This is a genomic window from Kitasatospora sp. NPDC051914 (assembly GCF_040680995.1).
GTDB lineage: Bacteria > Actinomycetota > Actinomycetes > Streptomycetales > Streptomycetaceae > Kitasatospora.
The window spans coordinates 15,853-40,049 of record NZ_JBFAXX010000050.1 but is presented as its reverse complement, the minus strand read 5'-3'; the positions used below and the strand labels follow the sequence as shown (position 1 = coordinate 40,049).

Here is a 24,197-nt window from a genome sequence, read left to right as displayed (position 1 = left end):
GTTCGCCGGGAGCCCTCCCCGCGCGATTAGCTCAGCGGGAGAGCACTACCTTGACACGGTAGGGGTCACTGGTTCAATCCCAGTATCGCGCACTCGAACCCTTCGGGGATCGGCATCCCAGCGCGATTAGCTCAGCGGGAGAGCACTACCTTGACACGGTAGGGGTCACTGGTTCAATCCCAGTATCGCGCACTCGGGTCCTTCGGGACTTGACAACCCGGCGCGATTAGCTCAGCGGGAGAGCACTACCTTGACACGGTAGGGGTCACTGGTTCAATCCCAGTATCGCGCACCGAAGATCGAAGGCCGCGGTCCACCAGGACCGCGGCCTTCGTCGTGTGCTGCCTGTACGGAAAAGCAGGTGCCGGGTACGCACGCCCTCACCGGCGTCGCGCACCCGGCCCCTCCTCCTGCCGGGGTTGCACCGCATGTCCCGTCCACGTGTCCTGCGGTGCCGTGCCCGGCCGGCGCGGACCCCTCCCCTGGGGTCAGCGCCCGATCAGATCGGCGACGGCCTTGGCCTGTGTCGCCAGTTGTTCCCATCCGCCGAAGAGCGCCAGCAGCAGCACCGCGCACGGCACGGCGATGGCCAGCGCCACCGCGGGGTGCCTGTCGCCGGTGGGCGACTGGCCGCCGAACGGCCGGCGGCGGCGCCCGGTGCCGGTGATCTGCGTGGCCATGGTCGTCTGCTCCTGCTCGTCGCCCGGAGCGGCCGCGGGGCCGCGCGCAGGGCGGGTGGGTGGTCGGAACGGCGGGCCGGGACCTCGGGGGACGAGTAGCGGCCCGCCGTTGAGATCAACGTTAGGCGGCGCCGCGTTCCGGGGCGTCATGCCCGCGCACGGTTCTCCGGGCCTCCCGGAGGAGGAGGCCGCGCCGCGCCGCCTACTACTGGAGGGGGAGACGAAACCGATCACATCCCCGAGGCAACCCTGAGACCCACCCGGAGGGGGCTCTCGGCAGCGGGCGGGAGCCGCTCCCGGAAGGCCTGCGCAGGCCGGGCCGACCCGGCCGTTCGCGTGCGTCGGGCACGCCCGCGGGAAGGATCGTCCGGGTACCCCGCCGGGCCCGTCCGGCGGAGATCGGACAATCCGACCGCCCCTCGGGGTGTTGCGTGTCAGCGCAGCACTGCGGCCAGTCCGTAAGCTGTCCCGGACAGGATCTGACGACGGCCCATTCGACGGGGCCTCACTCCACGGGCTGACGGGGACGAGTATGGCGATGATGCGGCTGAGGCGTGAGGACCCCCGCATCGTCGGACCGTTCCGACTGCACCGGCGGCTGGGCGCCGGCGGCATGGGCGTGGTCTACCTGGGCTCCGACCGCAAGGGCCAGAAGGTCGCCCTCAAGCTGATCCGCACCGAGCTGGCCGGGGACGCCGAGTTCCGCACCCGGTTCGCCCGCGAGGTGGCCGCGGCCTCCCGCATCCGCGGCGGCTGCACCGCCCGCGTGGTCGGCTCCGACCTGGAGGCCGACCGGCCCTGGCTCGCCACCGCCTACGTCCCCGGGCCCTCGCTGTACAAGCGGGTCACCGACGAGGGCGCGCTGCCCTGGCCGGAGGCCGCCCGGATCGGTGCCGCGCTCGCCGACGGGCTGGTCAAGGTGCACGAGGCCGGGGTCGTCCACCGCGACCTCAAGCCCTCCAACATCCTGCTGTCGCCGCGCGGTCCGCGGATCATCGACTTCGGCATCGCCTGGTCCCGCGGCGCCTCCACGCTCACCCACGTCGGCACCGCGGTCGGATCGCCCGGCTTCCTCGCGCCCGAGCAGGTGCGCGGGGCGGCGGTGACCCCGGCCACCGACGTCTTCGCCTTCGGCGCGACCCTGGCGTTCGCACTGACCGGGGAGTCGCCGTTCGGCTCCGGCGCCTCCTCCGAGGTGATGCTCTACCGCGTGGTGCACGAGGAGCCGGACCTGTCCGCCGTGCCGCCGGTGCTCGCGCCGCTGGTCCGCGCCTGCCTGGCCAAGGAGCCGGCGGAGCGGCCCGCGGCGGCCGCCCTGCACGAGCGGCTGACCGAACTGGCCGCGCGGGGCACCCTGCTCGGCGGCGGGCGCTCGCGCGGGCCGGTGCCGCAGGGCGCCACCGGGCAGGGGCACGCATCGGGGCAGACGCCTGCTGCCGCGCAGGGGCATCCGTCGGGGCACGGGCATGCTTCCGGCCAGGGGCAGCGCCCCGGGCCCGGACCGGGCTCGGCGCACCCCGGGCGGGGTGGCGGGCCCACCTCCGGTGCCGGAAGGCGGCCGGTGCCGAACGGCAGGCCCGGACGCGCTCCCGGGCAGCCGTCGACGGCCGCCATGCCGCAGCCGGACACCCACGACACCCTGCGGGAACGGCACCGCACCCCGGCTCCCGGCCGCCCGCGGGACCGCCAGCACACGCCCGTGCCCGGCCGCACCTCGGCGGACTCCCGGCGCCGGCTGCTGCGCCAGCGCCTGGTCGTCTTCGTCACCGTCACCCTCGGCGTGGCCCTCGCCATCGCGACCGCCCAGGGCTGCGAGAACCGCAGCAGCCAGGGACGCGGCCCGGCCGCCCCGTCCTCCCCCGCCGTGGCATCTTCCGCCCCGGCGCTCTCCCTGGACGGTGCCACCCCGGCCGCGCAGAGCGGGGGAACGGCCACCGGCTTCGGCCCGGCCGCCGGGAAGCTGCCGGCCGTCGACTGGGCCAACCGCGGCTACGCCGACCCCGCCGGCGGGCCCGAGATCCAGCTGCGCGACGGGCGGGCCGGCGGCGACGGCGCGCAGATCGCGCTCAGCACCGTCCTGCCCACCCGCTACCGGGACGCGCCGGCAGCCCTCGTGGTGCTGCGGCGGACCGAGGGCTCCGTCCCGGTCGACCTGGTCGAGCTGTTCGGGTTCACCGCCGACGTGCCCGTCCTGGTCTCCTCCCGTGCCTCCGCGGCGGACCCGCTGGCCGCGGCCGCCTGGCGCCTCGAGAACGGGGCCCTCGTCCGCGAGGAGAAGGTCTCGCTGACCGGCGCCACCTCCTCCACCCGGTACACCGCGCGGGCGGACGGCGGGCTGGAGGAGTCCTGGCCGGGGGCCGGGGTGTCCGGCGGCAGTCGCTGACCCCCGGACCCGGGGTGTTTCAGGGGTTCCTGGGGCGGGTGGCGTAGAAGGCCACGGCCGAGGCGGCCGCCACGTTGAGGGAGTCGACGCCGGCGTCCATGGGGATGCGGACGTGGTCGTCGGCCGCGGCGAGCGTCCTGGGGGCGATCCCGTCTCCCTCGGTGCCGAAGACCAGGGCCAGCTTCCCGTCGTTGCGCGCGGCCAGCTCGTCCAGGGAGATCGCCTTGTCGCTCAGGCACAGGGCGGCGACGGTGAAGCCCGCCGAGCGGAGCGTCCCGATGTCCACCGGCCAGGACTCCAGGCGCGTCCACGGCACCTGGAAGACCGCCCCCATCGAGACCTTCACCGACCGCCGGTAGAACGGGTCGGCGCAGCGCGGGGTGAGCAGGACGGCGTCGACGCCGAGGGCGGCCGCGTTGCGGAACGCCGCACCGATGTTGGCGTGGTCGACGATGTCCTCGAAGACCGCGACCCGGCGGGCGCCGGGGAGGAGGTCGGCGGCCGGGGGCAGCGGGCGGCGCTCCATCGAGGCGAGGGCGCCGCGGTGCACGTGGTAGCCGGTCACCTGCTCGGCGAGGGCGGGCTCCACCACGTGGACGGGGGCGTCGGTGGCGGCGATGACGTCGCCCATGACGTCCAGCCACTTGGGGGTGAGGAGCATCGACCGCATCCGGAACCCCGCGTCGACGGCCCGGCGGATGACCTTCTCGCCCTCGGCGATGAAGAGGCCCTCGGCGGGTTCGCGGCGGCGGCGGAGTTCGACGTCGGTGAGGTCGGTGTAGTCGCCGAGGCAGGGGTCGGCGGGGTCGGTGACGGTGCGGGGTTCGGACACGGGGACGATCCTGCCGGGTGGGACGGGGCGGGGCCAAACCGGCGGGGCGGGGGCCGGGGAACCGGGCGGCCGCCAGGAGGGCGGCCGATCCCGGGTTTCCCGCGCCCCGGGTGTGTCTACTGCGGGGCGAGGACGTTGACGACGTCGCCGATGACGATGACGGCGGGGGGCTTGATGCCTTCGGCGGCGACGGTGGCGCCCACGGTCGCGAGGGTGGCGTCGACGCGGCGCTGGCCGGCGGTGGTGCCCTCCTGGACGACGGCGACGGGGGTGTCGGCCGGGCGGCCGCACTCGACGAGCTTGGCGGCGATCGCGCCGATCTTGTCGACCGCCATCAGCAGCACCAGGGTGCCGGTCATCCGGGCGACGGCGTCCCAGTTGGTGAGGGAGCGCTCGTCCGGGCCGACGTGGCCGGAGATCACGGTGAACTCGTGGGTCATGCCGCGGTGGGTGACCGGGATGCCGGCGGCCGCCGGGACGCTGATCGAGCTGGAGATGCCGGGGACGACGGTGACCGGCAGTCCGGCCTCGGCGCAGGCGAGCAGCTCCTCGCCGCCGCGGCCGAAGACGTACGGGTCGCCGCCCTTGAGGCGGACCACGAACTTGCCGGCCTTGGCGTGGTCGATGAGGGTCTGGTTGATCGCCTCCTGGGCCATGTAGCGGCCGTAGGGGATCTTGGAGGCGTCGATCACCTCGACGTGCGGCGGGAGCTCGGCGAGCAGCTCGCGCGGGGCGAGGCGGTCGGCGACCACCACGTCGGCGTCGGCGAGCAGGCGGCGGCCGCGGACGGTGATCAGATCCGGGTCGCCGGGGCCGCCGCCGACCAGGGCGACGCCGGGGGTGCGCTCACGGTACTGGCGGGCGGCGAGGGAGCCGTCCCGGAGGCCGTCCACGATGGCGTTGCGCAGGGCCGCGGAGTGCCGCGGGTCGCCGGTGAGGACGGCGACGGTGGCGCCGCCGTCGCGGCCGCTGGCCGGGGTCCAGGCGGTGGCGGCCGAGGCGTCGTCGCTGCGGGCGCAGAACACCCGCTGCCGCTCGGCCTCGGCGGAGACGGCGGTGTTGACCTCGGGGTCGTCGGTGGCGACGAGCGCGTACCAGGTGTCGGCGAGGTCGCCCTCGGTGTAGCGGCGCTCGTGCCAGGTGATCTCGCCCGCGTCGGCCATGGCGTGCACGGCCGGCGTGGTGGACGGCGATATCAGGTGGATGTCGGCGCCGGAGGCGATGAGGGCGGGCAGCCGGCGCTGGGCGACCTGGCCGCCGCCGACGACGACCACGCGGCGGCCTGCGAGCAGCAGGCCGACCGGGTACGGGGTCAGGCCCTCGGTGCTGGGGTGGGGTGCGGGCGCGTTCATGGGCAGGGCTCCTGGGTGGGGGGCGTGACGGGTGCGGCGAACCCCTCCCGCACCGGCGCGCCCTCGGGCCGGTGCGGGAGGAGCCGGACGGCTCATGCCTTCTCGGTGACCCCGGCGGAGTCGAAGGTGGCTACATCGTGCATCGCGCGGGCGGCGCTCTGCACCAGCGGGAGCGCGAGCAGCGCCCCGGTGCCCTCGCCGAGGCGCAGGTCCAGGTCGATCAGCGGGCGCAGGCCGAGCTTGGCGAGCGCGGCCTGGTGGCCGGGCTCGGCGGAGCGGTGGCCGGCGATGCAGGCGGCGAGCGCCTCCGGGGCGATGGCCTTGGCGACCAGCGCGGCGGAGCCGGCGATGACGCCGTCCAGGATGACCGGGGTGCGCAGCGACGCGGCGCCGAGCAGGAAGCCGGCGATCGCGGCGTGCTCCAGGCCGCCGACGGCGGCGAGGACGCCGATCGGGTCGGCCGGGTCCGGCTGGTGCAGGGCGAGGGCGGCACGGACGACCTCGACCTTGCGGGCGTGGGTGGCGTCGTCGATGCCGGTGCCGCGGCCGGTGACCTCGGCCGGGTCGGTGCCGGTGAAGACGGAGATCAGGGCGGCGGAGGCGGTGGTGTTGGCGATGCCCATGTCACCGGTGATCAGTACCTTGTTGCCGGCCGCGACCAGGTCGCGGGCGGTCTCGATGCCGACCTCGATCGCCTGGACGGCTTCCTCCCGGCTCATCGCCGGGCCCTGGGTCATGTCGTCGGTGCCGGGCTTGACCTTGCGCGGCAGCAGACCGGTGGTGCGGCCCTGCTGGATGGCGTCCGGCAGGTCGGCCTTGACGCCGACGTCGACCACGCAGACCTCGGCGCCGACCTGGGCGGCGAAGGCGTTGACCACCGCTCCCCCGGCGAGGAAGTTGGCGACCATCTGGCCGGTGACCTCCTGCGGCCAGGGGGTGACGCCCTGGGCGTGCACACCGTGGTCGCCGGCGAAGATCGCCACGCAGCCGGGCTCCGGGATCGGCGGCGGGCACTTGCGGGCGAGACCGCTCAGCTGGGCCGCGATGATCTCCAGCACGCCGAGCGAGCCGGCCGGCTTGGTCATCCGCTTCTGGCGGTCCCAGGCGTCGCCGAGCGACTTGGCGTCCAGCGGGCGGATGCCGCGCAGGGTGTCGGCGAGCAGGCTGTGCGGCTCCTCACCGGGCAGCGCGCGGTTGCCGTACTGCTCCTCGTGGACGACCCAGGACAGCGGGCGCTTCTTGGCCCAGCCCTGCTGCTGCAGCTCGGGCTCGTCCGGGAAGGCGTCGACGTAGCCGACGCACAGGTAGGCGACGACCTCCAGGTGCTCGGGCAGACCGAGCTCGCGGACCATCTCGTCCTCGTCGAAGAAGCTCACCCAGCCGACGCCGAGGCCCTCGGCACGGGCGGCCAGCCAGAGGTTCTCGACGGCCAGGGCGGCCGAGTACGGGGCCATCTGCGGCTGGGTGTGCCGACCCAGGGTGTGGCGGCCGCCGCGGGTGCGGTCGGCGGTGACCACGATGTTCACCGGGGTGTCGAGGATGGCCTCGATCTTGATTTCCTTGAACTGCTTGGCCCGGCCCTTGGGCAGCGAGTCGGCGTAGGCGTCGCGCTGGCGCTGGGCGAGCTCGTGCATCTTCCGGCGGGTCTTGCGGGACCGGATGACGACGAAGTCCCAGGGCTGCGAGTAGCCGACGCTGGGCGCGGTGTGGGCCGCCTCCAGGACGCGGAGCAGCACCTCGTGCGGGATCGGGTCCGGGCGGAAGCCGTTGCGGATGTCCCGGCGCTCCCGGATGACCTGGTGGACGGCCTCGCGGGCGGCGTCGTCCAGACCGGAGGCGGCCGGCGGGCGCTCGGGGTCGGCGGCGGGCGCCTCCGGCTCGGCGTCGCTCTGCTCGGGGGCCGCGGTCGGCTCGGCGGCGGCCGCTTCGGGGCCGGCCGCGGTCTCGGGCTGCGGTTCGGCGGCGGGCTGCTCGGGGGTGAGGGCCTCGGCGGCAGGGGCCTCGGCAGCGGCCGCGACCGGCTGCTCCTCGGGGGACGGGACGGCCTCGGGCGCTTCCGCCGGCTCGGCGGCGGGCTGCTCGGCATCGGCTGCGGGGACGGTTTCTGCCGCGGGGGCCGGCTGCGGCTCCGCGGCGGCGACGGGCTGCTCCTGCACGGCCTGGGCCTCGGCGGGCTCGGCGGCCGGGGCGGGCTGCTCGGCCTCGACGGGCTGCTCGGGTGCCGCGGCTGCGGGGGTCTCGGCGCCAGGAGTCTCGACGGCGGGCACCTCGGGGGCCTGGGCCTCGACCGGGGCGGCCTCGGCGGGCCGGGCGTCGGCGGCGGGGGCCTCGACGGCGGCCTGCGGCTCCTCGACCGGCGCGGGCTGCTCCTGCACCGGCTGCTCCTGGACGGGCTGCTGCTCGACGGCCTCCGGCGCGGCGGCCACGGGAGCCGCGGCGGGCACGGGCTCGGGGAGACCGTGCTGCGGGGCCGGGTCGGCCAGGAAGGCGGCGATCCGGCGCGGGGCACCGCCGGACTGGGCCGGAATCGCGGCCGGGGCACCCTCGGCGGGCTGCGCGGCCTGGACCGGTTCCATCGCGATGGCGACGGGCGCGGGCTGCGCGGCGGCGGCCTGCTCCACGGCGACCGGTTCCACCGCGATCGGCGCGACGGCAACCTGCTCCACGACGACCGGTGCCGCGGGGGCGGCTTCGGCGACAGGGGCCTCGGCGACCGGAGCCTGCTCCGCGACGGGCTCGGCCACGGCGGTCTGCTCCGCGACGGGCTCGGCCACGGCGGTCTGCTCCACGACGGGCTGCTCGACGACCACGGCCTCCGCCGGCCGGTCGGCGGGCAGCGGTTGGACGACGGCCTCGGCGGCCGGGGCCGGTACGGGGGCGGGCACCACCACGATCGGCACGCCGTGGGCGGGGGTGCCGCCGGGGACGGGCGCGGCGGACGGGCCGCGGTCGGCCAGCGAGCGCACCGGCACCTGGCCGGTCATCACGGACGGGTCCGGGATCGGCGGGCCGGCGTGCAGCGGACGACGGACGGGCTGAGGCTGCGTCAGCTGCTCGGCCGGGGCCGAGGCCGGAACGGCGATCGGCTGGGCCACCGCCTCCTGGGCGGGCGGCATCTCCTGGACGGCCTGCTCGGGCGCTCCGAGCCCGGGCGGCGCCAGCGGTGGCCAGGACGGCTCGACCGGCACGCCCGGGGTCTGCTCGGCGACGGCCTCCACGGGCGTGGCACCGGCGGCGGGGGCGAGGTCGGCGGGAACGGCGCTCTCCTCGACGGTGCGCAGGGCCATGGTGTCCACCACGGGCAGGTCCGCGGCAGGCTGGGCGACCGGCTGCTCGACGGCGGGCCCGGCGACCGGTGCGACGGTCGGCTCGAGGGCCGCCGGGTCCACGATCACCGTCTCGACGGCGCCGTGCACCGGGTCGCCCCAGGCGGTCTGCGGGCCGGGCATCAGCAGCTCGTCCTCGTCCTCGTCCAGCTGGTCGGGCTGGTCGAGGAAGGTGAAGGCCGGGCGGTGGCCGCCCTGCCAGGCGTCGGTGCCGAGGGGTGCGGCGCCGGTCGCTGCCAGGCCGGGCGCGACGGCCTCGATCGGCGCGGTCAGCGGGTCCGCGCCGGCCAGGTGGTCCGGTGCACCCGTGCCGTGGCCGCCCGGAGGTACGAGAGAGCCATCGCTCGGGAGGTGGCCGCCATCGGTCATGTCCAAAGCTCCTTCCAGGCCGCTTTCGCGCCCTCGGCGACGCGATCGCCGACCGCTGCCACCCTGCCCGCCACCCGTCCCGGGTGGCGCGCCATCAGAAATAACGACTAGCCGGGGCATCCGGCACGTCCGCGTCGGGCCCCAGCGCATTCTCCCGGCCCGGCGGGTGCCGCGTCGAATGCCCGCGAACTTCAACCCCTGGCGGTTGCGGCGCGTCGACGGGCACCGTCCGTACCGGATGGGCCCGGTGCACCGACGGCCGTGCGCAACCAGGACGCCACCCTATCGGTCGGTGCCGACGGGCTCTCGAATCGGTGTCCGGATGCGACGGGGATCACCCGTGGTTGTCCGGGATACGGACCGTCAGGGGGCGAGGCCGCCCCAGAGCACGATCGTCTGCGCGCCTTGTCCGAGGGCGAGTCCGGCCGGTCCGCCGGCGCGTGTGCCGAGCGGTGTGGACTGCAGCAGTGCACCGTCCACGCGGTATCCGGCGGCGGTGGCCGCCTCCTGGATCTCCTCCGCCTCGGTGAGGGTGTGCGCGACGGCGACGAGGCGCCCGGGGCGCCGCGCGAGCACCGCGCGCACCACCTGTGCGCCCCCGTGCTCCACTGCGACCGCATCGGGCTCCGGCAGGCCCCCCAGCACGTCCGTGCCCGCCCCCTGCACCACGTCGACCTCGACGCCGAAGCGGCGGGCGTTGACGCCGATCCGGGCGCAGGCTGCGCGGTCCTCCTCGACGGCGACCACGGCGGCGCCGAAGCGGGCGGTCTCGACGGCGAGGGCGCCGCTGCCGGCGCCGACCGTCCAGACCAGGTCGCCGGGGACGGGCCCGAGCCGGGCGAGGGCGAGGGCGCGGACGTGCGGGGGCAGCGCGCGCCCGCCGTCCACGGGCCGGCCCTCCGCGTCGGTGCCGGTGTACGCCTCCTCGGGCAGCGCCCAGCTGCGCTCGCCGCCGGGGAAGCCGACCGGGCGGCCGGCGAGCCAGCCCGCCGGCTCGTCGCTGCTCTGCGGGGAGCCGCCGATCACCAGGACCACGCTGGGGTCCCGCCAGTCGTGGTCGGGCACCCGGTCGGAGGTGAGGACGGTGACGTCCTCCTCGGGGGTGCCGAGCGCCTCGCACACCACGAAGGTGCGGTGGACGCCGCGGAGCATCAGGGCGAGCTCGCTGGGCCCGGCGTCGGCGGTGGTGAGGACGGCGACCTTGGGGTGGGCGCGGCAGACGTTGGCCGCGCGGCGCAGCCGTCCGCCGTGCGCGGAGACGACCTGGGCGTCCTCCCAGGGCATGCCGGCGCGGGCGAAGGCCGCGGCGACCGAGGAGACGGCCGGCAGGACTTCGAGTTCGAGCCCGTACTCGGGCCGGCGGAGGGTGCGGACGACGCCGAAGAACCCCGGGTCGCCCTCGGCGACCACGACGGCGGTGCCGCGGTGTTCGGCGATCCGCCGGGCGGCGGACTGGACGCTGCCGAGTGCGATGCGTTCGGCGCCGGCCGGGACCGGCAGTGCGGCCAGTTGGTACGGCGCCCCCGCGACCAGGGTCGCCCCGGCCAGTGCGCCGGCCGCCGCCTCCGTGAGCGGTGTGCCGTCCCACCCGATGACCGTGATCCGGTCAGCCATCTGCGGCTGTTCTCCCTCGCCCGAAAATCCGCCCCTGTGCGGACGGCGCGCGCCTGCGCGTCCACGTGCAGAGGCTACCGGGTGGGGCCTGTCGGACGGGCATCGCCGCCCCGCGGGGCGGGTGGCCGGTGGCGGTCAGTCGTGCAGGACGTACCGCTGCTCGGACCGGCTGTCGGTCTGCGGGGTGTCGAGGTCCTCGGGGAGGAGGCTCCACAGGATGAGGTCGGTGCGCGCGTCGGGGGCGCCGCGGTGGTCGGGCTCCTCGCCGCGGACTATGCCGGCGCTGCGCAGTACGCCCTCGCTGATCGCACCGATCTTCTGGGCGACCTGCTGGGCGGCGATGTTGCCGGCGGCGGTGCGCATCTCCAGGCGGAGGAAGCCGCGGTCCTCGAAGAGCCACTGGGCGACGCCGAGGACGGCCTCGGGGGCGTAGCCCTCGCCGCGGGCCCAGGCGGCGGTGATGAAGCCGATCTCGGTGGAGCGCAGCCGCCAGTCGGTGGAGCGCAGGTCGACCAGGCCGACCAGCCGCTGGGTGAGGTGTTCGGCGACGGCGAAGACGATGCCGCCGCCCTCGGCGCGGCGGCCGGGAGCGATGACGCGGATCAGGTGCCGGGCGTGGGCGTCGGTGAACGGCGAGGGGAGGGCCGTCCAGGTGTGCACCTGCTCGTCGGAGGCGAGGGCGGTGAGGCCCGCGGTGTCGCCGTCGTCGAGCGGGCGCAGCAACAGCCGTTCGGTGCTGATGGCTGTTTCGGGGAAGCTCGCTGCCATGCCGTCTCTCCTCGCCGGGTCGTGGACACACCGTACGCCCCGCCTCTCTTCGGGCGTGTCAGGGTACCGGCATTCCGGCGACGGGCCGTCAGATCGGCTGCCGACACGGCCGTGGTGGGCGCATACTGCGCGACCGGGCCCCGGCCGCGGGTGCGGCGGGGCCCGGTCGGTCCAGGGCAGTCAGGCTCAGAAGGCGGGGATCACCGAGCCGTTGAAGGTCTCGTCGATGTACTTCTTGACCTCGGCGGAGTGCAGCAGCTCGGCGAGCTTCTGGACGCGCGGGTCGGCCTCGCCGCCCTTCTTGACGGCGAGGATGTTGGCGTAGGGGTTGCCCTCGGCCTTCTCGAGGACGATGGCGTCGGTGGCGGGCTCGAGGCCGGAGTCGAGGGCGTAGTTGCCGTTGATGACGGCGGCGTCGAGGTCGCCGAGGGAGCGCGGCAGCTGGGCCGCCTCCAGCTCCTTGAACTTGAGGTTCTTGGGGTTGGTGGCGATGTCCTGGACGGTGGCGGTGGTGCCGGCGCCGGACTTGAGGGTGATGACGTTGTTGTCGGCGAGCAGCTTGAGCGCGCGGCCCTCGTTGGTGGCGTCGTTGGGGACGCCGACCTCGGCGCCGTCCTTGAGCTCGGCGACCGACTTGACCTTCTTGGAGTAGAGGCCGAGGGGCTCCAGGTGGACGGCCTGGACGGAGACGATGTCCGTGCCGTTCTTCTTGTTGAAGTCCTCGAGGTACGGAACGTGCTGGAAGTAGTTGGCGTCGGCCGAGCCGTCCTGCACCGCGGTGTTGGGGGTCACGTAGTCGGTGACCACCTTGACGTCGAGCTTGAGCCCGGCCTTGTCGGCGAGGTTCTTCTTGACGTAGTCGAGGATCTGGGCGTGCGGGGTGGGGCTGGCGATGACGGTCAGCGTCTTGTTCGGGTCGGCGCTCGCCCCGGCGGGGGCGGAGCTGTCGCTGCCGCAGGCGGCGAGGGTGAGGGCGACGCCGGCGGTGGCGAGGACGCTGGTGAACTTCAGGACGTTACGCACGAAAAGTGCCTTTCTCCGGTGGTGCGGTGGTCGGCGGGAGCCGTGGCTGCCGCCTGGTGCGGGCCGGGGTGTCCGGCCGCGGTCTGGGTCAGCGGGTGGAGGCGGGTTCCGCCTGCTCCTCGCCGGGGAGGTCGACGACCTCGGGGCGGAAGCGCCGGGGCACGGCGCCGCGGTGGCTCAGTCGACGGACGGAGTAGTCGCCGATCAGCTGGATGGCGGTGACGACGACGACGAGTTCGGCGATGATCACCCACATGAAGCCGGTCTCGAAGCGCAGGTAGCCGTAGCGGACGGCGAGGTCGCCGAGGCCGCCGCCGCCGACCACGCCGGCCATCGCGGAGTAGCCGATGAGGGCGATGACCGTGGTGGTGGCGGAGGCCACCAGTGCGGGCAGCGACTCGGGCAGCAGGGTCTTGCGGACGATGGTGCCGGTGGAGCCGCCCATGGACTGGACGGCCTCGACCAGGCCGCCGTCCACTTCGCGGACGGCCGTCTCGACGAGCCGGGCGAAGAACGGGACGGCGCCGATGGTGAGCGGCACGGTGGCGGCCTGCCAGCCGATGGTGGTGCCGGCGATCGCCTTGGTGAAGCCCTGCAGCGCCACCATGAGGATGATGAAGGGCAGCGAGCGGCCGATGTTGACGATCGCTCCGAGCACCCGGTTGAAGGGGACGTGCTGGAGCAGCCCGCCCTTGTCGGTGAGCACCAGCAGGACGCCGAGCGGCAGACCGAGCAGCACGGTGGCGACCGAGGAGACGCCGACCATCTGGAGCGTCTCCCAGGTGGCGGGCCACAGGAGTTCCTGCATCTGGTCCCAGGTCATGCCGCCACCCCCTCGGCGCCGACGAGGTCGACCTGCAGGCCCTGCTCGCGCAGGAAGCCGATCGGGACGACGTTGTCCTGGTGGCCGCCGGGCAGTTCGACGCGCATCCGGCCGACCATCCGGCCGGCGATGGTCTCCACCGCGGCACCGAGGATGTTGATGTCGATCTGGTAGGTGCGGGCGAGCTGGGAGACGAACGGCTGGGCCGGGGTGTCGCCCTGGAAGGTGATCTCGACGACGGTGTGGCCGCTGTGGCCGGAGGCGAACTCGCCGAGCGGGAAGAGGTCGCGGGCGATCCGGGAGTTGCCGTCGGCGAGCAGGTCGGTGAGCGCACCGGACTCGACGATCCGTCCGCCGCGCATCAGTGCCGCGGAGTCGCAGACGGACTTGATGACGTCCATCTCGTGCGTGATGAGCAGGACGGTCAGGCCGAGCTGCTTGTTGAGGTCGCGCAGCAGGGCGAGGATCGAACGGGTGGTCTCCGGGTCGAGGGCGCTGGTGGCCTCGTCGGAGAGCAGCACCTTGGGGTCGCCGGCCAGGGCGCGGGCGATGCCGACGCGCTGCTTCTGGCCGCCGGAGAGCTGCGCGGGGTGGTTGCGGGCCTTGTCGGCGAGGCCGACCAGGTCGAGCAGCTCGGCGGCCTTGCGGCGGCGTGCGGTGCGGTCGAGGCCGATGATCTCCAGCGGCAGCTCGACGTTCTGCTGGACGGTCCGCGAGGAGAGCAGGTTGAAGTGCTGGAAGACCATGCCGATGCGGCGGCGGGCCTCGCGCAGTTCGCGGCCTGCGCGGTTGTCGCCGCCGGGCAGGGCGGTCAGGTCGACGCCGTCCACCGTGACGGTGCCTGCGGTGGGCCGCTCCAGCATGTTCACGCAGCGGATGAGGGTGGACTTGCCGGCACCGCTGGTGCCGACGACTCCGTAGACCTCTCCCGGGCGGACGTGCAGGTCGACGCCGTCGAGGGCGGTGACCTCTTTGCCGCGTGAGCGGTAGACCTTGGTGAGGCCCTGGGTGGTGATCACGGCTGCTTTCCGTTGGTCGGGGGGCGGCGGCCTCGTGGGCCGGGCGCACCGGTGCGGTCGGCGGCGTACGGGGGCACGCCTGATGAGGGGGTGTCATGTGTGCCGTACGCCGATCGCGGCCGCCGGGCGGGGTGGACGCCCGCGGACGCGGTCCTGACGGGTCGTCAGTGAAGCTGTGGCGGTGGGGGCGCCGGGACGCCGGCGCGGGTGCTCGCTTCGGGGCGCGAGGAGGGGGACGAGGGCCCTCAGCAGTGACACATGCGACAGCACATGCGGCGCTCGCCGCCCGGCACGGTGCCGGTGGGGGTGCATGTCGTGGTCGCAGTCATGGAAGACAGTTAATCAGACCTTCGGACACGATCCCAATAAACAGGAAGGCGAGTCCGAAATACGGACACGACCCTTGTGTCGCAAGGCCGACGGCGCCCGCCCCCTCAGCGGGGGCGGGCGCCGTCGGCGGAGCGGGGCGGGTCAGGCGGAGGCCGCCAGCGGGGCCGGGACGGACTTGCCGAGCGTCACCACGGACAGCCGGCCGGAGACCTCCTTGACGTCGGTCTGGACGTAGCCGTGCCGGGCGTACAGCCGCAGGTTGCCGAGGCTGCGGTGGCCGGTGAACAGTTCGAAGCCGTAGACCTCGTGCGCGGCCTGCAGGCGCTGCTCCACGGCGTCCAGGAGGCGGCCGCCGAGGCCGTGGCGCTGCATCCGCGGGTGGACGACCAGCCGGCCGATCCGCGCGATGCCGTCGGCGTCCACCCTGCCGCGGACGGTGCCGACCACCTCGTCGCCGAGCCTGGCGACCAGGAACTCCTGCTCGCCGAGCTCGGCCCGCAGGCTGTCCAGGGTCTGGGTGAGGGGTTCGAGGGACCAGTCCCCGTAGAGCTCCGCCTCGTCCTGGTAGCCGAGGTACTGCAGCTTGAGGATCTGTTCCGCGTCGTCCTGCGTCGCCGGCGAGATGATCACACTCATGCCCATGTGCGGGGTCTCCCCATCGTTAGTGCCCGGTGCGCGGTCGAGGGTGAGCACCGGTGCCCGGCCTGAGGTCCCGGACGGGGATCGGCCCGGCCGGGAAGAGGGTCGAACGGCTCCCTCGGACGGCAGTGCCGCAACGCTGCGGCCGGACCGGCACACGGGGGCGCGCCGGCGCACGGCACCGGGAGAGACGTTCGCCACCGCTCTACCCCGGCGTCGCCGGATCTCAACCTTCCGGACGCCGGACGTGGCGAGCGTCACGTTCTCGACCGTACGCGGTCACTCACCGTGCAGTCACTCCGCCGTCCGACTGCTCTCCAGCGCCGTCACTCCCCCGTCCAGTCCTTGCGGCGGGCCGCCAGCAGTGACCGCAGGCAGGCCAGGCAGCGGGACCTGGTCGGGCCGATGCTGCCGCGGGGCACGCCGGTGCGGGCGGCCAGCTCGGTGTAGGTGAGCTCCGGCGACTCGGCCAGCGACAGCAGCAGCTCCGGGCAGCGGCCCGGCAGCTCGGCCAGCGCCCGTCGGACGGCCCGGCCGAGCTCGGCGGCCAGCAGCTCCTCGTGCGGCTCCCGACGGGCCCGGGCGGGGCGCGGCACCGGTGTCTCCCTGGCGGCGGCCGTCCGGGCGGCCAGGGCGGCGCGGACGGCCCTGGCCCGCAGCCAGCCGCGCGGGTCGCGGGGCAGGCCGGGGCCGGCCGCCCGCTCGGCGGCGTGCAGCCAGACGGTCTGTTCCAGGTCCGCGCCGTCCGGCCGGCCGCCGGGCAGTGCGGCCCGGGCGAGGACGGCGACGAAGGGGGTGAGGTCGCGGCGCAGCTCCGCGACGGGGAGGTCCAGGCCGGGACGGGCTTCGCTCACACCTGCCGCAACGAGCGGGGGCGCGCCGGGTCACCCGGCGCGCCCCTCACGGCTCGAAGGGCCGTCAGCCCTGCAGCCACTCCTGCTGGACGGCGAGGTCGGCCTTCACCTCGGCGAGCTGGGCGGCGACGGCGCTCGGCGCGGTGCCGCCGCGGCCGCTGCGGGAGGCGATGGCGCCGTGCACGCTGAGCACCGAGCGGACCTCGGGCGTCAGGTGGCCGGAGATCTCCGCGAACTGCTCGTCCGTCAGGTCCCACAGCTCGATGCCCTGCTGCTCGCAGGTCTTGACGCAGGCTCCGGCGACCTCGTGCGCGACGCGGAACGGCACGCCCTGCTTGACCAGCCACTCGGCGATGTCGGTGGCGAGCGAGAAGCCGGCCGGGGCCAGCTCCTCCAGGCGCTCGCGGTGCACGGTCAGGGTGGCCATCATGCCGGTGAAGGCCGGCAGCAGGACCTCGAGGGTGTCGCAGGAGTCGAAGACCGGCTCCTTGTCCTCCTGGAGGTCCCGGTTGTAGGCCAGCGGGAGCGCCTTGAGGGTGGCGAGCAGGCCGGTGAGGTTGCCGATGAGGCGGCCGGACTTGCCGCGGGCGAGCTCGGCGATGTCCGGGTTCTTCTTCTGCGGCATGATCGAGGAGCCCGTGGAGAAGGCGTCGTGCAGCGTGATGAAGCCGAACTCCTTGGTGTTCCAGATGATCACCTCCTCGGCGATGCGCGAGAGGTTGATCCCGATCATGGCCGTGACGAAGGCGAACTCGGCGACGAAGTCGCGCGAGGCGGTGCCGTCGATGGAATTGCCGACCGAGCCGCGCTCGAAGCCGAGGTCGGCGGCGACCGCCTGCGGGTCGAGGCCGAGCGAGGAGCCCGCCAGCGCGCCGGAGCCGTACGGGGAGACGGCGGTGCGGGTGTCCCACTGGCGCAGCCGCTCGGCGTCCCGGCCGAGGGCCTGCACGTGCGCGAGGACGTGGTGCGCGAAGAGCACCGGCTGGGCGTGCTGCAGGTGGGTGCGGCCCGGCATGGCGGTGTCCGGGTGGGCCTCGGCGAGGCCGACCAGCGCGTGCTGGAGGTCGAGCACCAGACCGCCGATGATCTTCGCGTGGTCGCGGAGGTACATCCGGAAGAGCGTGGCGATCTGGTCGTTGCGGGACCGGCCGGCCCGCAGCTTGCCGCCGAGGTCGGGGCCGAGGCGCTCCAGCAGGCCGCGTTCGAGGGCGGTGTGCACGTCCTCGTCGGCGATGGTGCCGGTGAAGGCGCCGGACTCGACGTCGGCGAGCAGGCCGTCCAGGCCCGCCAGCATGGCGGCGAGCTCGTCGCTGCTCAGCAGGCCGGCCTTGTGCAGCACGCGGGCGTGCGCCTTGGAGCCGGCGATGTCGTACGGCGCGAGGCGCCAGTCGAAGTGCACCGAGGCGGAGAGCCTGGCCAGCGCCTCGGACGGGCCGTCGGCGAAGCGCGCACCCCAGAGGCGCAGCTCAGGATTGCTGCCGGCGGCGTTCTGGTCGGCGGTCATCGCGTGGGCTCCTTGCTTGCGGGTGGGGTGGGCCCCGGCTGCGGGGAGAGCCGCCGGGGCCCGGGGGGCGTGCGGATCAGGCGAGGTCGCGGCGGGCGGCGATCTTCGAGGACATGCCGAAGATCTCGATGAAGCCCTTGGACATCGACTGGTCGAAGGTGTCGCCGGTGTCGTAGGTCGCGAGGTTGAAGTCGTACAGCGACTGGTCCGACTTGCGGCCGTTGACCACCGCGCGGCCGCCGTGCAGCACCATCCGGATGTCGCCGGAGACGCTCTGGTTGGCCTCGTTGACGAAGCCGTCCAGGGCGCGCTTGAGCGGGGAGAACCACAGGCCGTCGTAGACCAGCTCGGCCCAGCGCTGCTCGACCTGCCGCTTGTAGCGGGCCAGCTCGCGCTCGACGGTGACGTTCTCCAGGGCCTGGTGGGCGGTGATCAGGGCGATCGCGCCGGGGGCCTCGTAGATCTCGCGGGACTTGATGCCGACCAGGCGGTCCTCGACCATGTCGAGGCGGCCGATGCCCTGGGCACCGGCCCGCTTGTTCAGCTCCTCGATGGCCTGCAGGACGGTCACCTTGCGGCCGTCGATCGCGACCGGCACGCCGGCCTCGAAGGTGATGACGACCTCGTCGGCCTCGCGCGGGTCGGCCGGGTTCTGGGTGTACTCGTAGACGTCCTCGATCGGGGCGTTCCAGATGTCCTCGAGGAAGCCCGTCTCGACGGCGCGGCCGAAGACGTTCTGGTCGATCGAGTACGGCGACTTCTTGGTGGTCGCGATCGGCAGGCCCTTGGACTCGGCGAAGGCGATCGCCTTGTCACGGGTCATCGCGTAGTCGCGGACCGGGGCGATGCACTTGAGGTTCGGCGCCAGCGAGTTGATGCCGACCTCGAAGCGGACCTGGTCGTTGCCCTTGCCGGTGCAGCCGTGGGCGACGGTGGTGGCGCCGTGCTTCTGCGCGGCGGCGACCAGGTGCTTGACGATCACCGGGCGGGAGAGGGCCGACACCAGCGGGTACTGGCCCTGGTAGAGGGCGTTGGCCTTGAGAGCCGGCAGGCAGTACTCGTCGGCGAACTCGGTGCGGGCGTCCGCGACCTCGGCCTCGACGGCGCCGCAGTCCAGCGCGCGCTGGCGGATGACGTCCAGGTCCTCGCCGCCCTGGCCGACGTCGACGGCGACGGCGATGACCTCGGCGCCGGTCTCCTCGGCGATCCAGCCGATGCAGACGGACGTGTCCAGACCGCCCGAGTAGGCGAGTACGACGCGCTCGGTCACGGCTTTCTCCTTCACAAACGGTGCGAACAGGGCGGAGCTCACAGCGGGGCGAGTCCCATACGGCGTTAGGCATAAGTATGCACTACCGCGTATGGATTTCAAAACGCGGGCCGGCCGGGGCCGGGCTCGCGGCCAAGGTAGGCCCGCCCCCGGGCCGGGTCAACGACCGTCCCGGCGCCGCGCTGGACACGAATTGGACCGGCCGGTCTTTCTCCAGAACGCACACCGCCCCGGTGACCTCGCGGGTCACCGGGGCGGTGGAGAGGCTGCGGGTGCTACTGCGCCTTCGCCTGTGCCAGCTGCATCAGGTGGTCGGCCAGTGCCTGGCCGCCGGCCGGGTCGCGGCTGATCAGCAGCACGGTGTCGTCGCCGGCGATGGTGCCGATGATCTCGTACGTCTCGGCGGCGTCGATCGCCGAGGCGAGGAACTGAGCGGCGCCCGGCGGGGTGCGCAGCACCACCAGGTTGCCGGAGGCCGTCGCGGAGACCATCAGCTCGCCCGCCAGCCGGGCCATCCTGGCCTCGCTGGCGGACTCCCCCATCGGCGCGCGCGGCGTGCGGTCGCCGCCCTCGGCGGGCACGGCGTAGATCAGCGCGCCGTCCCGGTTGCGGATCTTCACCGCGCCCAGCTCGTCCAGGTCCCGCGAGAGCGTGGCCTGGGTGACCACCAGTCCGTCGTCGGCGAGCAGCTTCGCCAGCTGGCTCTGCGAACGGACGGGCTGACGGGTCAACAGGTCCACGATCCGCCGGTGGCGTGCGGTCCGGGTCTGCGGGACCTGCGGCGTCGCCCCGGGGGCGGGCTGGTCGGACTGGGGTGCGGTCATGTGATGATTCTCCCGGACTCCGCTCAGCTGTTCGCGTCGGGGGTTTCGTCGCGGACGGACCGGACGATCTCCGGCAGCGCCGTGAGGAAGGAGTCCGCCTCCTGCTCGGTCAGCACCAGCGGCGGCACCAGCCGGACGGCGTCCGGCACGGCCGCGTTCACCAGGAACCCGGCCCGCTGCGCCGCGGCCTGCACCTTCGCGGAGACCGGCTCGGTCAGCACGATGCCGAGCAGCAGCCCGGCGCCCCGGACGTGGCTCACCAGCGGGTCGCCGATCGCCTCGATGCCGTGCCGCAGCTTGTCGCCGATCTTGCGGACGTGCTCCAGCAGCCCCTCGGACGCGATGGTCTCCAGGACGGCCAGGCCCGCCGCGGCGACCACCGGGTTGCCGCCGAAGGTGGTGCCGTGGTGGCCGGGGTGCAGCAGGTCGGCGGCCGGGCCGAAGGCGACCGTCGCACCGATCGGCAGGCCGCCGCCGAGGCCCTTGGCGAGCGTCACGACGTCCGGCTCGACGTCCTCGTACGCCTGGTGGGCGAACCAGTGGCCGGTGCGGCCGATGCCGGTCTGGATCTCGTCGAGGACGAGCAGGGTGCCGGTGGCGCGGGTGATCTCCCGGGCGGCCCGCAGGTAGCCGTCGGGCAGCGGGATCGCACCGTTCTCGCCCTGGATCGGCTCCAGGAAGACGGCGGCGGTCTCGGTGGTGACGGCGGCCCGCAGCGCCTCGACGTCGCCGAACGGCACGTGGGTGACGTCGCCGGGCAGCGGCCGGAACGGGTCCTGCTTGGCGGGCTGGGCGGTGAGCGCGAGGGCGCCCATCGTCCGGCCGTGGAAGCCGCCCTGCAGCGAGACCAGGTGGGTGCGGCCGGTCAGCCGGCTGATCTTGAACGCGGCCTCGTTGGCCTCGGCGCCGGAGTTGCAGAAGAACACCCGGCCGGGGCGGCCGAACAGCTCCAGCAGCTTCTCCGCGAGGCGTACGGTCGGCTCGGCCATGAACAGGTTGGAGACGTGGCCGAGGGTGGTGATCTGCCGGGTCACCGCCTCCACCACGGCCGGATGGGCGGTGCCGAGCGCGTTGACGGCGATGCCGCCGACCAGGTCGAGGTACTCGTTGCCGTCGGCGTCCCACACCTTGGCGCCCTCGCCGCGGACCAGCGGGATGCGCGGGGTGCCGTAGTTGTCCATCAGCGCGTGCTGCCACCGCTGGGTGAGTTCGCTGTTGCTCATGCCAGGCCCCCGATCACGGTCGTTTCGTCGTCGGGCACGACCATGGTGCCGACGCCCTCGTCGGTGAAGATCTCCAGCAGCAGGCTGTGCTGCACCCGCCCGTCCAGCACGCGGGCGGTGCCCACGCCGGAGCGGACGGCCCGCAGGCAGCCCTCCATCTTGGGGAGCATGCCGGTCGCCAGGGTGGGCAGCATCTCCTCCAGCTCGGAGGCGGTCAGCTGGCTGATCACGTCGTCCGAGTCCGGCCAGTCCTTGTACAGGCCCTCGACGTCGGTCAGCACGACCAGCATCTCCGCGCCGAGCGCGACCGCGAGGGCGGCCGCGGCGGTGTCCGCGTTGATGTTGTAGACGTGGCCGTCGGTGCCGCGGGCGATCGAGGAGATCACCGGGATGCGGCCGTCGCCGATCAGCGCCTTCACGGCGCCGGCCTCGATGTTGACGATGTCGCCGACCAGGCCGATGTCGACCTGCTCGCCGTCCACCACGGCATACCGCTTGACGGCCGTCATGGTGTGGGCGTCCTCGCCGGTCATGCCGACCGCGAACGGGCCGTGCCCGTTGAGCAGGCCGACCAGCTCGCGCTGGACCTGCCCGGCGAGCACCATCCGGACGACGTCCATGGTCTCCGGGGTGGTGACCCGCAGGCCCGCGGTGAACGAGGACTCCAGGCCCAGCTTGTCGAGCTGGGCGCTGATCTGCGGGCCGCCGCCGTGCACGACGACGGGGTTCAGGCCGGCGTAGCGCAGGAAGACCACGTCCTGGGCGAAGGCGGCCTTGAGATCCTCGTCCACCATGGCGTTGCCGCCGAACTTGATCACGACGGTCTTGCCGTGGAAGCGCTCCAGCCACGGGAGCGCCTCGATGAGGGTGCGGGCCTTGGGCAGCGCGGCGTTGCTGCGGGCCTGTTCACCCTTGGGTGCGATCTTCACGGTCTGTTGTCCCCCGGGATCAGGTCGAGTAGGCGCTGTTCTCGTGCACGTAGTCGGCGGTGAGGTCGTTGGTCCACACGGTGGCGGCGGCCGTGCCGGCGTTGAGGTTCGCGGTGATGACGACCTCGCGGCCGGCCATGTCGACCAGGTCGCGGTCCTCGCCGACGCTGCCGCCGCGGCAGACCCACACCCCGTTGATGGCGACGTCGAGCGCGTCCGGCTCGAAGGCGGCGGAGGTGGTGCCGATCGCGGCCAGCACCCGGCCCCAGTTCGGGTCCTCGCCGTGGATGGCGCACTTCAGCAGGTTGTTGCGGGCGACGGTGCGGGCCACCTCGACGGCCTCGTCCTCGGTGGCGGCGCCGGTGACGTCGATCCGGATGTCCTTGGAGGCGCCCTCGGCGTCGCCGATCAGCTGCCGGGCCAGGTCGGCGCAGACGGTGCGGACGGCCTCGGCGAACTCGGCCGTGTCCGGGGAGACCCCGGAGGCGCCGGAGGCGAGCAGCAGCACGGTGTCGTTGGTGGACATGCAGCCGTCGGAGTCGACCCGGTCGAAGGTGGTGCGGGTGGCGCCGCGCAGCGCGGCGTCCAGCTCGGCGCTCTCCACGGCGGCGTCGGTGGTGACGACGACCAGCATGGTGGCCAGGCCCGGGGCGAGCATGCCCGCGCCCTTGGCCATGCCGCCGACCGTCCAGCCGGCCGGGCTGGTGGCCTGCGCGGTCTTGTGCACGGTGTCGGTGGTCTTGATGGCGATCGCGGCGGCCTCCCCGCCGTCCCCGCTGAGCGCCTTGACGGCCTGCTCGACACCGGGCAGCAGGATGTCCATCGGCAGCCGGACGCCGATCAGGCCGGTGGAGCAGACGGCGACCTCGATCGCGCCCACGTTCAGCTCGGCGGCGACCTTCTCGGCGGTGGCGTGGGTGTCCTGGAAGCCCTCCGGGCCGGTGCAGGCGTTGGCGCCGCCGGAGTTGAGGACGACCGCGGACAGCGAGCCGGTCTTCAGCACCTGCTCGGACCAGAGCACGGGGGCGGCCTTGACCCGGTTGGAGGTGAAGACGCCGGCCGCGGCGAACTGCGGGCCGTCGTTGACCACGAGGGCGAGGTCGGGGGTGCCGGAGGCCTTGATGCCGGCCGTGACGCCGGCCGCGCGGAAGCCCTTCGCCGCCGTCACGCCGATGTTCTGCTGGTCCGTCACGGGCTGGCTCACGGTGCGACTCCGTTCAGCGGGAGGCCGAGCTCCTCGGGCAGGCCGAGGGCGATGTTCATGGACTGCACCGCGCCGCCCGCGGTGCCCTTCACCAGGTTGTCGATCGCGCTGATGGCGATCACCCGCCCGGCGTGCTCGTCCAGTGCGACCTGGACGAGGGCGGCGTTCGAGCCGTACACCGAGCTGGTCTGCGGCCACTGGCCCTCGGGCAGCAGGCGGACGAAGGTCTCGCCGGCGAACGCCTCCTTGTAGGCGGCGCGCAGCGACTCGGCGGTGGTGCCGGGCTTCGCCTTGGCGCTGCAGGTGGCGAGGATGCCGCGGGGCATCGGGGCCAGGGTCGGTGTGAAGGAGACGGTGACGTCCTCGCCGGCCACCGGGCCGAGGTTCTGCGCCATCTCCGGGGTGTGGCGGTGCACGCCGCCGACGCCGTACGGGCTCATCGAGCCCATCACCTCGCTGCCGAGCAGGTGCGGCTTGACCGCCTTGCCGGCACCGGATGTGCCGGACGCGGCGACGACCACGGCCTCCGGCTCGACGAGCTTCGCCGCGTAGGCGGGGAACAGCGCGAGGGAGACGGCCGTCGGGTAGCAGCCCGGGACGGCGATCCGCTTGGTGCCCTTGAGCGCTGCGCGGTGGCCGGGCAGCTCGGGCAGGCCGTAGGGCCAGGTGCCGGCGTGCGGGGAGCCGTAGAACTTCTCCCAGGTCGCGGCATCCTTCAGCCGGAAGTCGGCGCCGCAGTCGACGACCAGCACGTCCTCACCGAGCGCCTCGGCGACGGCCGCGGACTGGCCGTGCGGCAGCCCGAGGAAGACCACGTCGTGCCCGGCCAGCACCTCCGGGGTGGTGGGCTCGAGCACGCGGTCGGCCAGCGGCAGCAGGTGCGGCTGCAGGGTGCCGAAGACCGCCCCCGCGTTGGAACCGCCCGTCAGCGCCCCGATCTCGATCTCCGGGTGCCCGAGCAGCAGGCGCAGCACCTCACCGCCCGCATACCCGCTCGCTCCGGCGACGGCGACTCGCAATGCCATGGCGTCCTCCTTCGTTAAGCATGAATATACGCACCTTGGAAATTTCATGCAAGGAGCTCCGGGCACCCCCGACCAGCCTGCCCGATCCCCGCCCCCTGGCGCCGCCAACCATCCGAACCCTCCAAAGTTCAGCAGCCGGACTCGGTGCCGACCAATGCCCGAAGCGGCAGCATTCCCTTGGCAGAGTGACAATCAGGCCCGACCGG

General features: G+C 73.9%; 18 protein-coding genes, 3 tRNA genes and 1 pseudogene. 4 read left to right on the top strand and 18 right to left on the bottom strand.

Annotation, left to right across the window (positions count from 1 at the left end; all coding sequences use genetic code 11):
- The first annotated feature begins 20 nt into the window (after positions 1 to 20).
- The 3 genes from AB0M03_RS28455 to AB0M03_RS28445 all read left to right on the top strand — a co-directional run bounded on the left by AB0M03_RS28455 (position 21) and on the right by AB0M03_RS28445 (position 292).
- Positions 21 to 92: transfer RNA gene (locus tag AB0M03_RS28455), tRNA-Val, on the top strand.
- 28 nt (positions 93 to 120) lie between these two features.
- Positions 121 to 192: transfer RNA gene (locus tag AB0M03_RS28450), tRNA-Val, on the top strand.
- 28 nt (positions 193 to 220) lie between these two features.
- Positions 221 to 292: transfer RNA gene (locus AB0M03_RS28445), tRNA-Val, on the top strand.
- A 196-nt stretch (positions 293 to 488) separates the two neighbouring features.
- On the opposite strand, the gene AB0M03_RS28440 is transcribed toward AB0M03_RS28445, so the two are convergent.
- The gene (locus tag AB0M03_RS28440; protein ID WP_363496054.1) at positions 489 to 680 is read right to left on the bottom strand and encodes a hypothetical protein; all 192 of its coding nucleotides are present in this window, start codon (positions 678 to 680) and stop codon (positions 489 to 491) included.
- Positions 681 to 1,212: 532 nt separating this feature from the next.
- On the opposite strand from AB0M03_RS28440, the pseudogene AB0M03_RS28435 reads away from it, so the two are divergent.
- Positions 1,213 to 2,496: pseudogene (locus tag AB0M03_RS28435) on the top strand (protein kinase); the annotation flags it as partial.
- 586 nt (positions 2,497 to 3,082) lie between these two features.
- Here the strand turns inward: AB0M03_RS28435 and AB0M03_RS28430 are convergent.
- From AB0M03_RS28430 to argC, 17 genes are all read right to left on the bottom strand, one after another.
- The gene (locus AB0M03_RS28430) at positions 3,083 to 3,895 is read right to left on the bottom strand and encodes an RNA methyltransferase (protein WP_363496051.1); all 813 of its coding nucleotides are present in this window, start codon (positions 3,893 to 3,895) and stop codon (positions 3,083 to 3,085) included.
- A gap of 116 nt (positions 3,896 to 4,011) precedes the next feature.
- Positions 4,012 to 5,247 (bottom strand): uroporphyrinogen-III C-methyltransferase, encoded by a 1,236-nt coding sequence (gene cobA, locus AB0M03_RS28425; protein WP_363496048.1) that lies wholly within the window; start codon positions 5,245 to 5,247, stop codon positions 4,012 to 4,014.
- Between the two features lie 92 nt (positions 5,248 to 5,339).
- Positions 5,340 to 8,942, bottom strand: coding sequence for a nicotinate-nucleotide--dimethylbenzimidazole phosphoribosyltransferase (gene cobT / locus AB0M03_RS28420; protein WP_363496045.1), 3,603 nt, complete (start codon positions 8,940 to 8,942; stop codon positions 5,340 to 5,342).
- A 363-nt stretch (positions 8,943 to 9,305) separates the two neighbouring features.
- Positions 9,306 to 10,556 carry a precorrin-6y C5,15-methyltransferase (decarboxylating) subunit CbiE gene (gene cbiE, locus AB0M03_RS28415; RefSeq protein WP_363496042.1) on the bottom strand — a complete coding sequence of 417 codons (1,251 nt, stop codon included), beginning with the start codon at positions 10,554 to 10,556 and terminating at the stop codon, positions 9,306 to 9,308.
- Between the two features lie 135 nt (positions 10,557 to 10,691).
- Positions 10,692 to 11,324 carry a GNAT family N-acetyltransferase gene (locus AB0M03_RS28410; protein ID WP_363496039.1) on the bottom strand — a complete coding sequence of 211 codons (633 nt, stop codon included), beginning with the start codon at positions 11,322 to 11,324 and terminating at the stop codon, positions 10,692 to 10,694.
- A 186-nt stretch (positions 11,325 to 11,510) separates the two neighbouring features.
- Positions 11,511 to 12,347: a MetQ/NlpA family ABC transporter substrate-binding protein gene (locus tag AB0M03_RS28405; protein ID WP_363496036.1), complete on the bottom strand. Its 837-nt coding sequence runs from the start codon at positions 12,345 to 12,347 to the stop codon at positions 11,511 to 11,513.
- Between the two features lie 88 nt (positions 12,348 to 12,435).
- Positions 12,436 to 13,170 (bottom strand): methionine ABC transporter permease, encoded by a 735-nt coding sequence (locus AB0M03_RS28400; RefSeq protein ID WP_363496034.1) that lies wholly within the window; start codon positions 13,168 to 13,170, stop codon positions 12,436 to 12,438.
- Positions 13,167 to 14,189: an ATP-binding cassette domain-containing protein gene (locus AB0M03_RS28395; protein WP_363496031.1), complete on the bottom strand. Its 1,023-nt coding sequence runs from the start codon at positions 14,187 to 14,189 to the stop codon at positions 13,167 to 13,169. The genes AB0M03_RS28400 and AB0M03_RS28395 overlap by 4 nt, the downstream gene beginning before the upstream one ends.
- 471 nt (positions 14,190 to 14,660) lie before the next feature.
- On the bottom strand, positions 14,661 to 15,161 hold the full coding sequence (locus AB0M03_RS28390) for a GNAT family N-acetyltransferase (protein WP_363496029.1): 501 nt from the start codon (positions 15,159 to 15,161) through the stop codon (positions 14,661 to 14,663).
- A gap of 323 nt (positions 15,162 to 15,484) precedes the next feature.
- A complete protein-coding gene (locus tag AB0M03_RS28385) occupies positions 15,485 to 16,012 on the bottom strand; it encodes a sigma-70 family RNA polymerase sigma factor (protein ID WP_363496026.1) in 528 nt (175 codons plus the stop codon).
- Positions 16,013 to 16,076: 64 nt separating this feature from the next.
- Complete coding sequence (argH, locus tag AB0M03_RS28380; protein ID WP_363496024.1) at positions 16,077 to 17,516, bottom strand: argininosuccinate lyase; 1,440 nt, start codon at positions 17,514 to 17,516, stop codon at positions 16,077 to 16,079.
- A 76-nt stretch (positions 17,517 to 17,592) separates the two neighbouring features.
- Entirely contained in the window at positions 17,593 to 18,786 is a 1,194-nt protein-coding gene (locus tag AB0M03_RS28375) for an argininosuccinate synthase (RefSeq protein WP_363496021.1), read from the bottom strand.
- 275 nt (positions 18,787 to 19,061) lie between these two features.
- Positions 19,062 to 19,610, bottom strand: coding sequence for an arginine repressor (locus AB0M03_RS28370; protein ID WP_363496018.1), 549 nt, complete (start codon positions 19,608 to 19,610; stop codon positions 19,062 to 19,064).
- Positions 19,611 to 19,633: 23 nt separating this feature from the next.
- Positions 19,634 to 20,833, bottom strand: coding sequence for an acetylornithine transaminase (locus AB0M03_RS28365; RefSeq protein WP_363496015.1), 1,200 nt, complete (start codon positions 20,831 to 20,833; stop codon positions 19,634 to 19,636).
- Positions 20,830 to 21,762, bottom strand: a complete 933-nt coding sequence (argB, locus tag AB0M03_RS28360) for an acetylglutamate kinase (RefSeq protein WP_363496012.1) — start codon at positions 21,760 to 21,762, stop codon at positions 20,830 to 20,832. Before argB ends, AB0M03_RS28365 begins: the two co-directional genes overlap by 4 nt.
- Before the next feature lie 19 nt (positions 21,763 to 21,781).
- A complete protein-coding gene (gene argJ, locus AB0M03_RS28355) occupies positions 21,782 to 22,936 on the bottom strand; it encodes a bifunctional glutamate N-acetyltransferase/amino-acid acetyltransferase ArgJ (protein WP_363496124.1) in 1,155 nt (384 codons plus the stop codon).
- Between the two features lie 26 nt (positions 22,937 to 22,962).
- Positions 22,963 to 23,991 (bottom strand): N-acetyl-gamma-glutamyl-phosphate reductase, encoded by a 1,029-nt coding sequence (gene argC / locus AB0M03_RS28350; RefSeq protein ID WP_363496009.1) that lies wholly within the window; start codon positions 23,989 to 23,991, stop codon positions 22,963 to 22,965.
- Positions 23,992 to 24,197 lie beyond the last annotated feature (206 nt).

Bases quoted from the DNA above. Each gene is read 5' to 3' on its own strand.
- argH (WP_363496024.1), bottom strand. From the start codon at position 17,516: ATGACCGCCGACCAGAACGCCGCCGGCAGCAATCCTGAGCTGCGCCTC.
- AB0M03_RS28440 (WP_363496054.1), bottom strand. From the start codon at position 680: ATGGCCACGCAGATCACCGGCACCGGGCGCCGCCGCCGGCCGTTCGGC.
- cobT (WP_363496045.1), bottom strand. From the start codon at position 8,942: ATGACCGATGGCGGCCACCTCCCGAGCGATGGCTCTCTCGTACCTCCG.
- AB0M03_RS28390 (WP_363496029.1), bottom strand. From the start codon at position 15,161: ATGGGCATGAGTGTGATCATCTCGCCGGCGACGCAGGACGACGCGGAA.
- AB0M03_RS28365 (WP_363496015.1), bottom strand. From the start codon at position 20,833: ATGAGCAACAGCGAACTCACCCAGCGGTGGCAGCACGCGCTGATGGAC.
- AB0M03_RS28400 (WP_363496034.1), bottom strand. From the start codon at position 13,170: ATGACCTGGGACCAGATGCAGGAACTCCTGTGGCCCGCCACCTGGGAG.
- cobA (WP_363496048.1), bottom strand. From the start codon at position 5,247: ATGAACGCGCCCGCACCCCACCCCAGCACCGAGGGCCTGACCCCGTAC.
- argC (WP_363496009.1), bottom strand. From the start codon at position 23,991: ATGGCATTGCGAGTCGCCGTCGCCGGAGCGAGCGGGTATGCGGGCGGT.
- AB0M03_RS28370 (WP_363496018.1), bottom strand. From the start codon at position 19,610: ATGACCGCACCCCAGTCCGACCAGCCCGCCCCCGGGGCGACGCCGCAG.
- cbiE (WP_363496042.1), bottom strand. From the start codon at position 10,556: ATGGCTGACCGGATCACGGTCATCGGGTGGGACGGCACACCGCTCACG.
- AB0M03_RS28410 (WP_363496039.1), bottom strand. From the start codon at position 11,324: ATGGCAGCGAGCTTCCCCGAAACAGCCATCAGCACCGAACGGCTGTTG.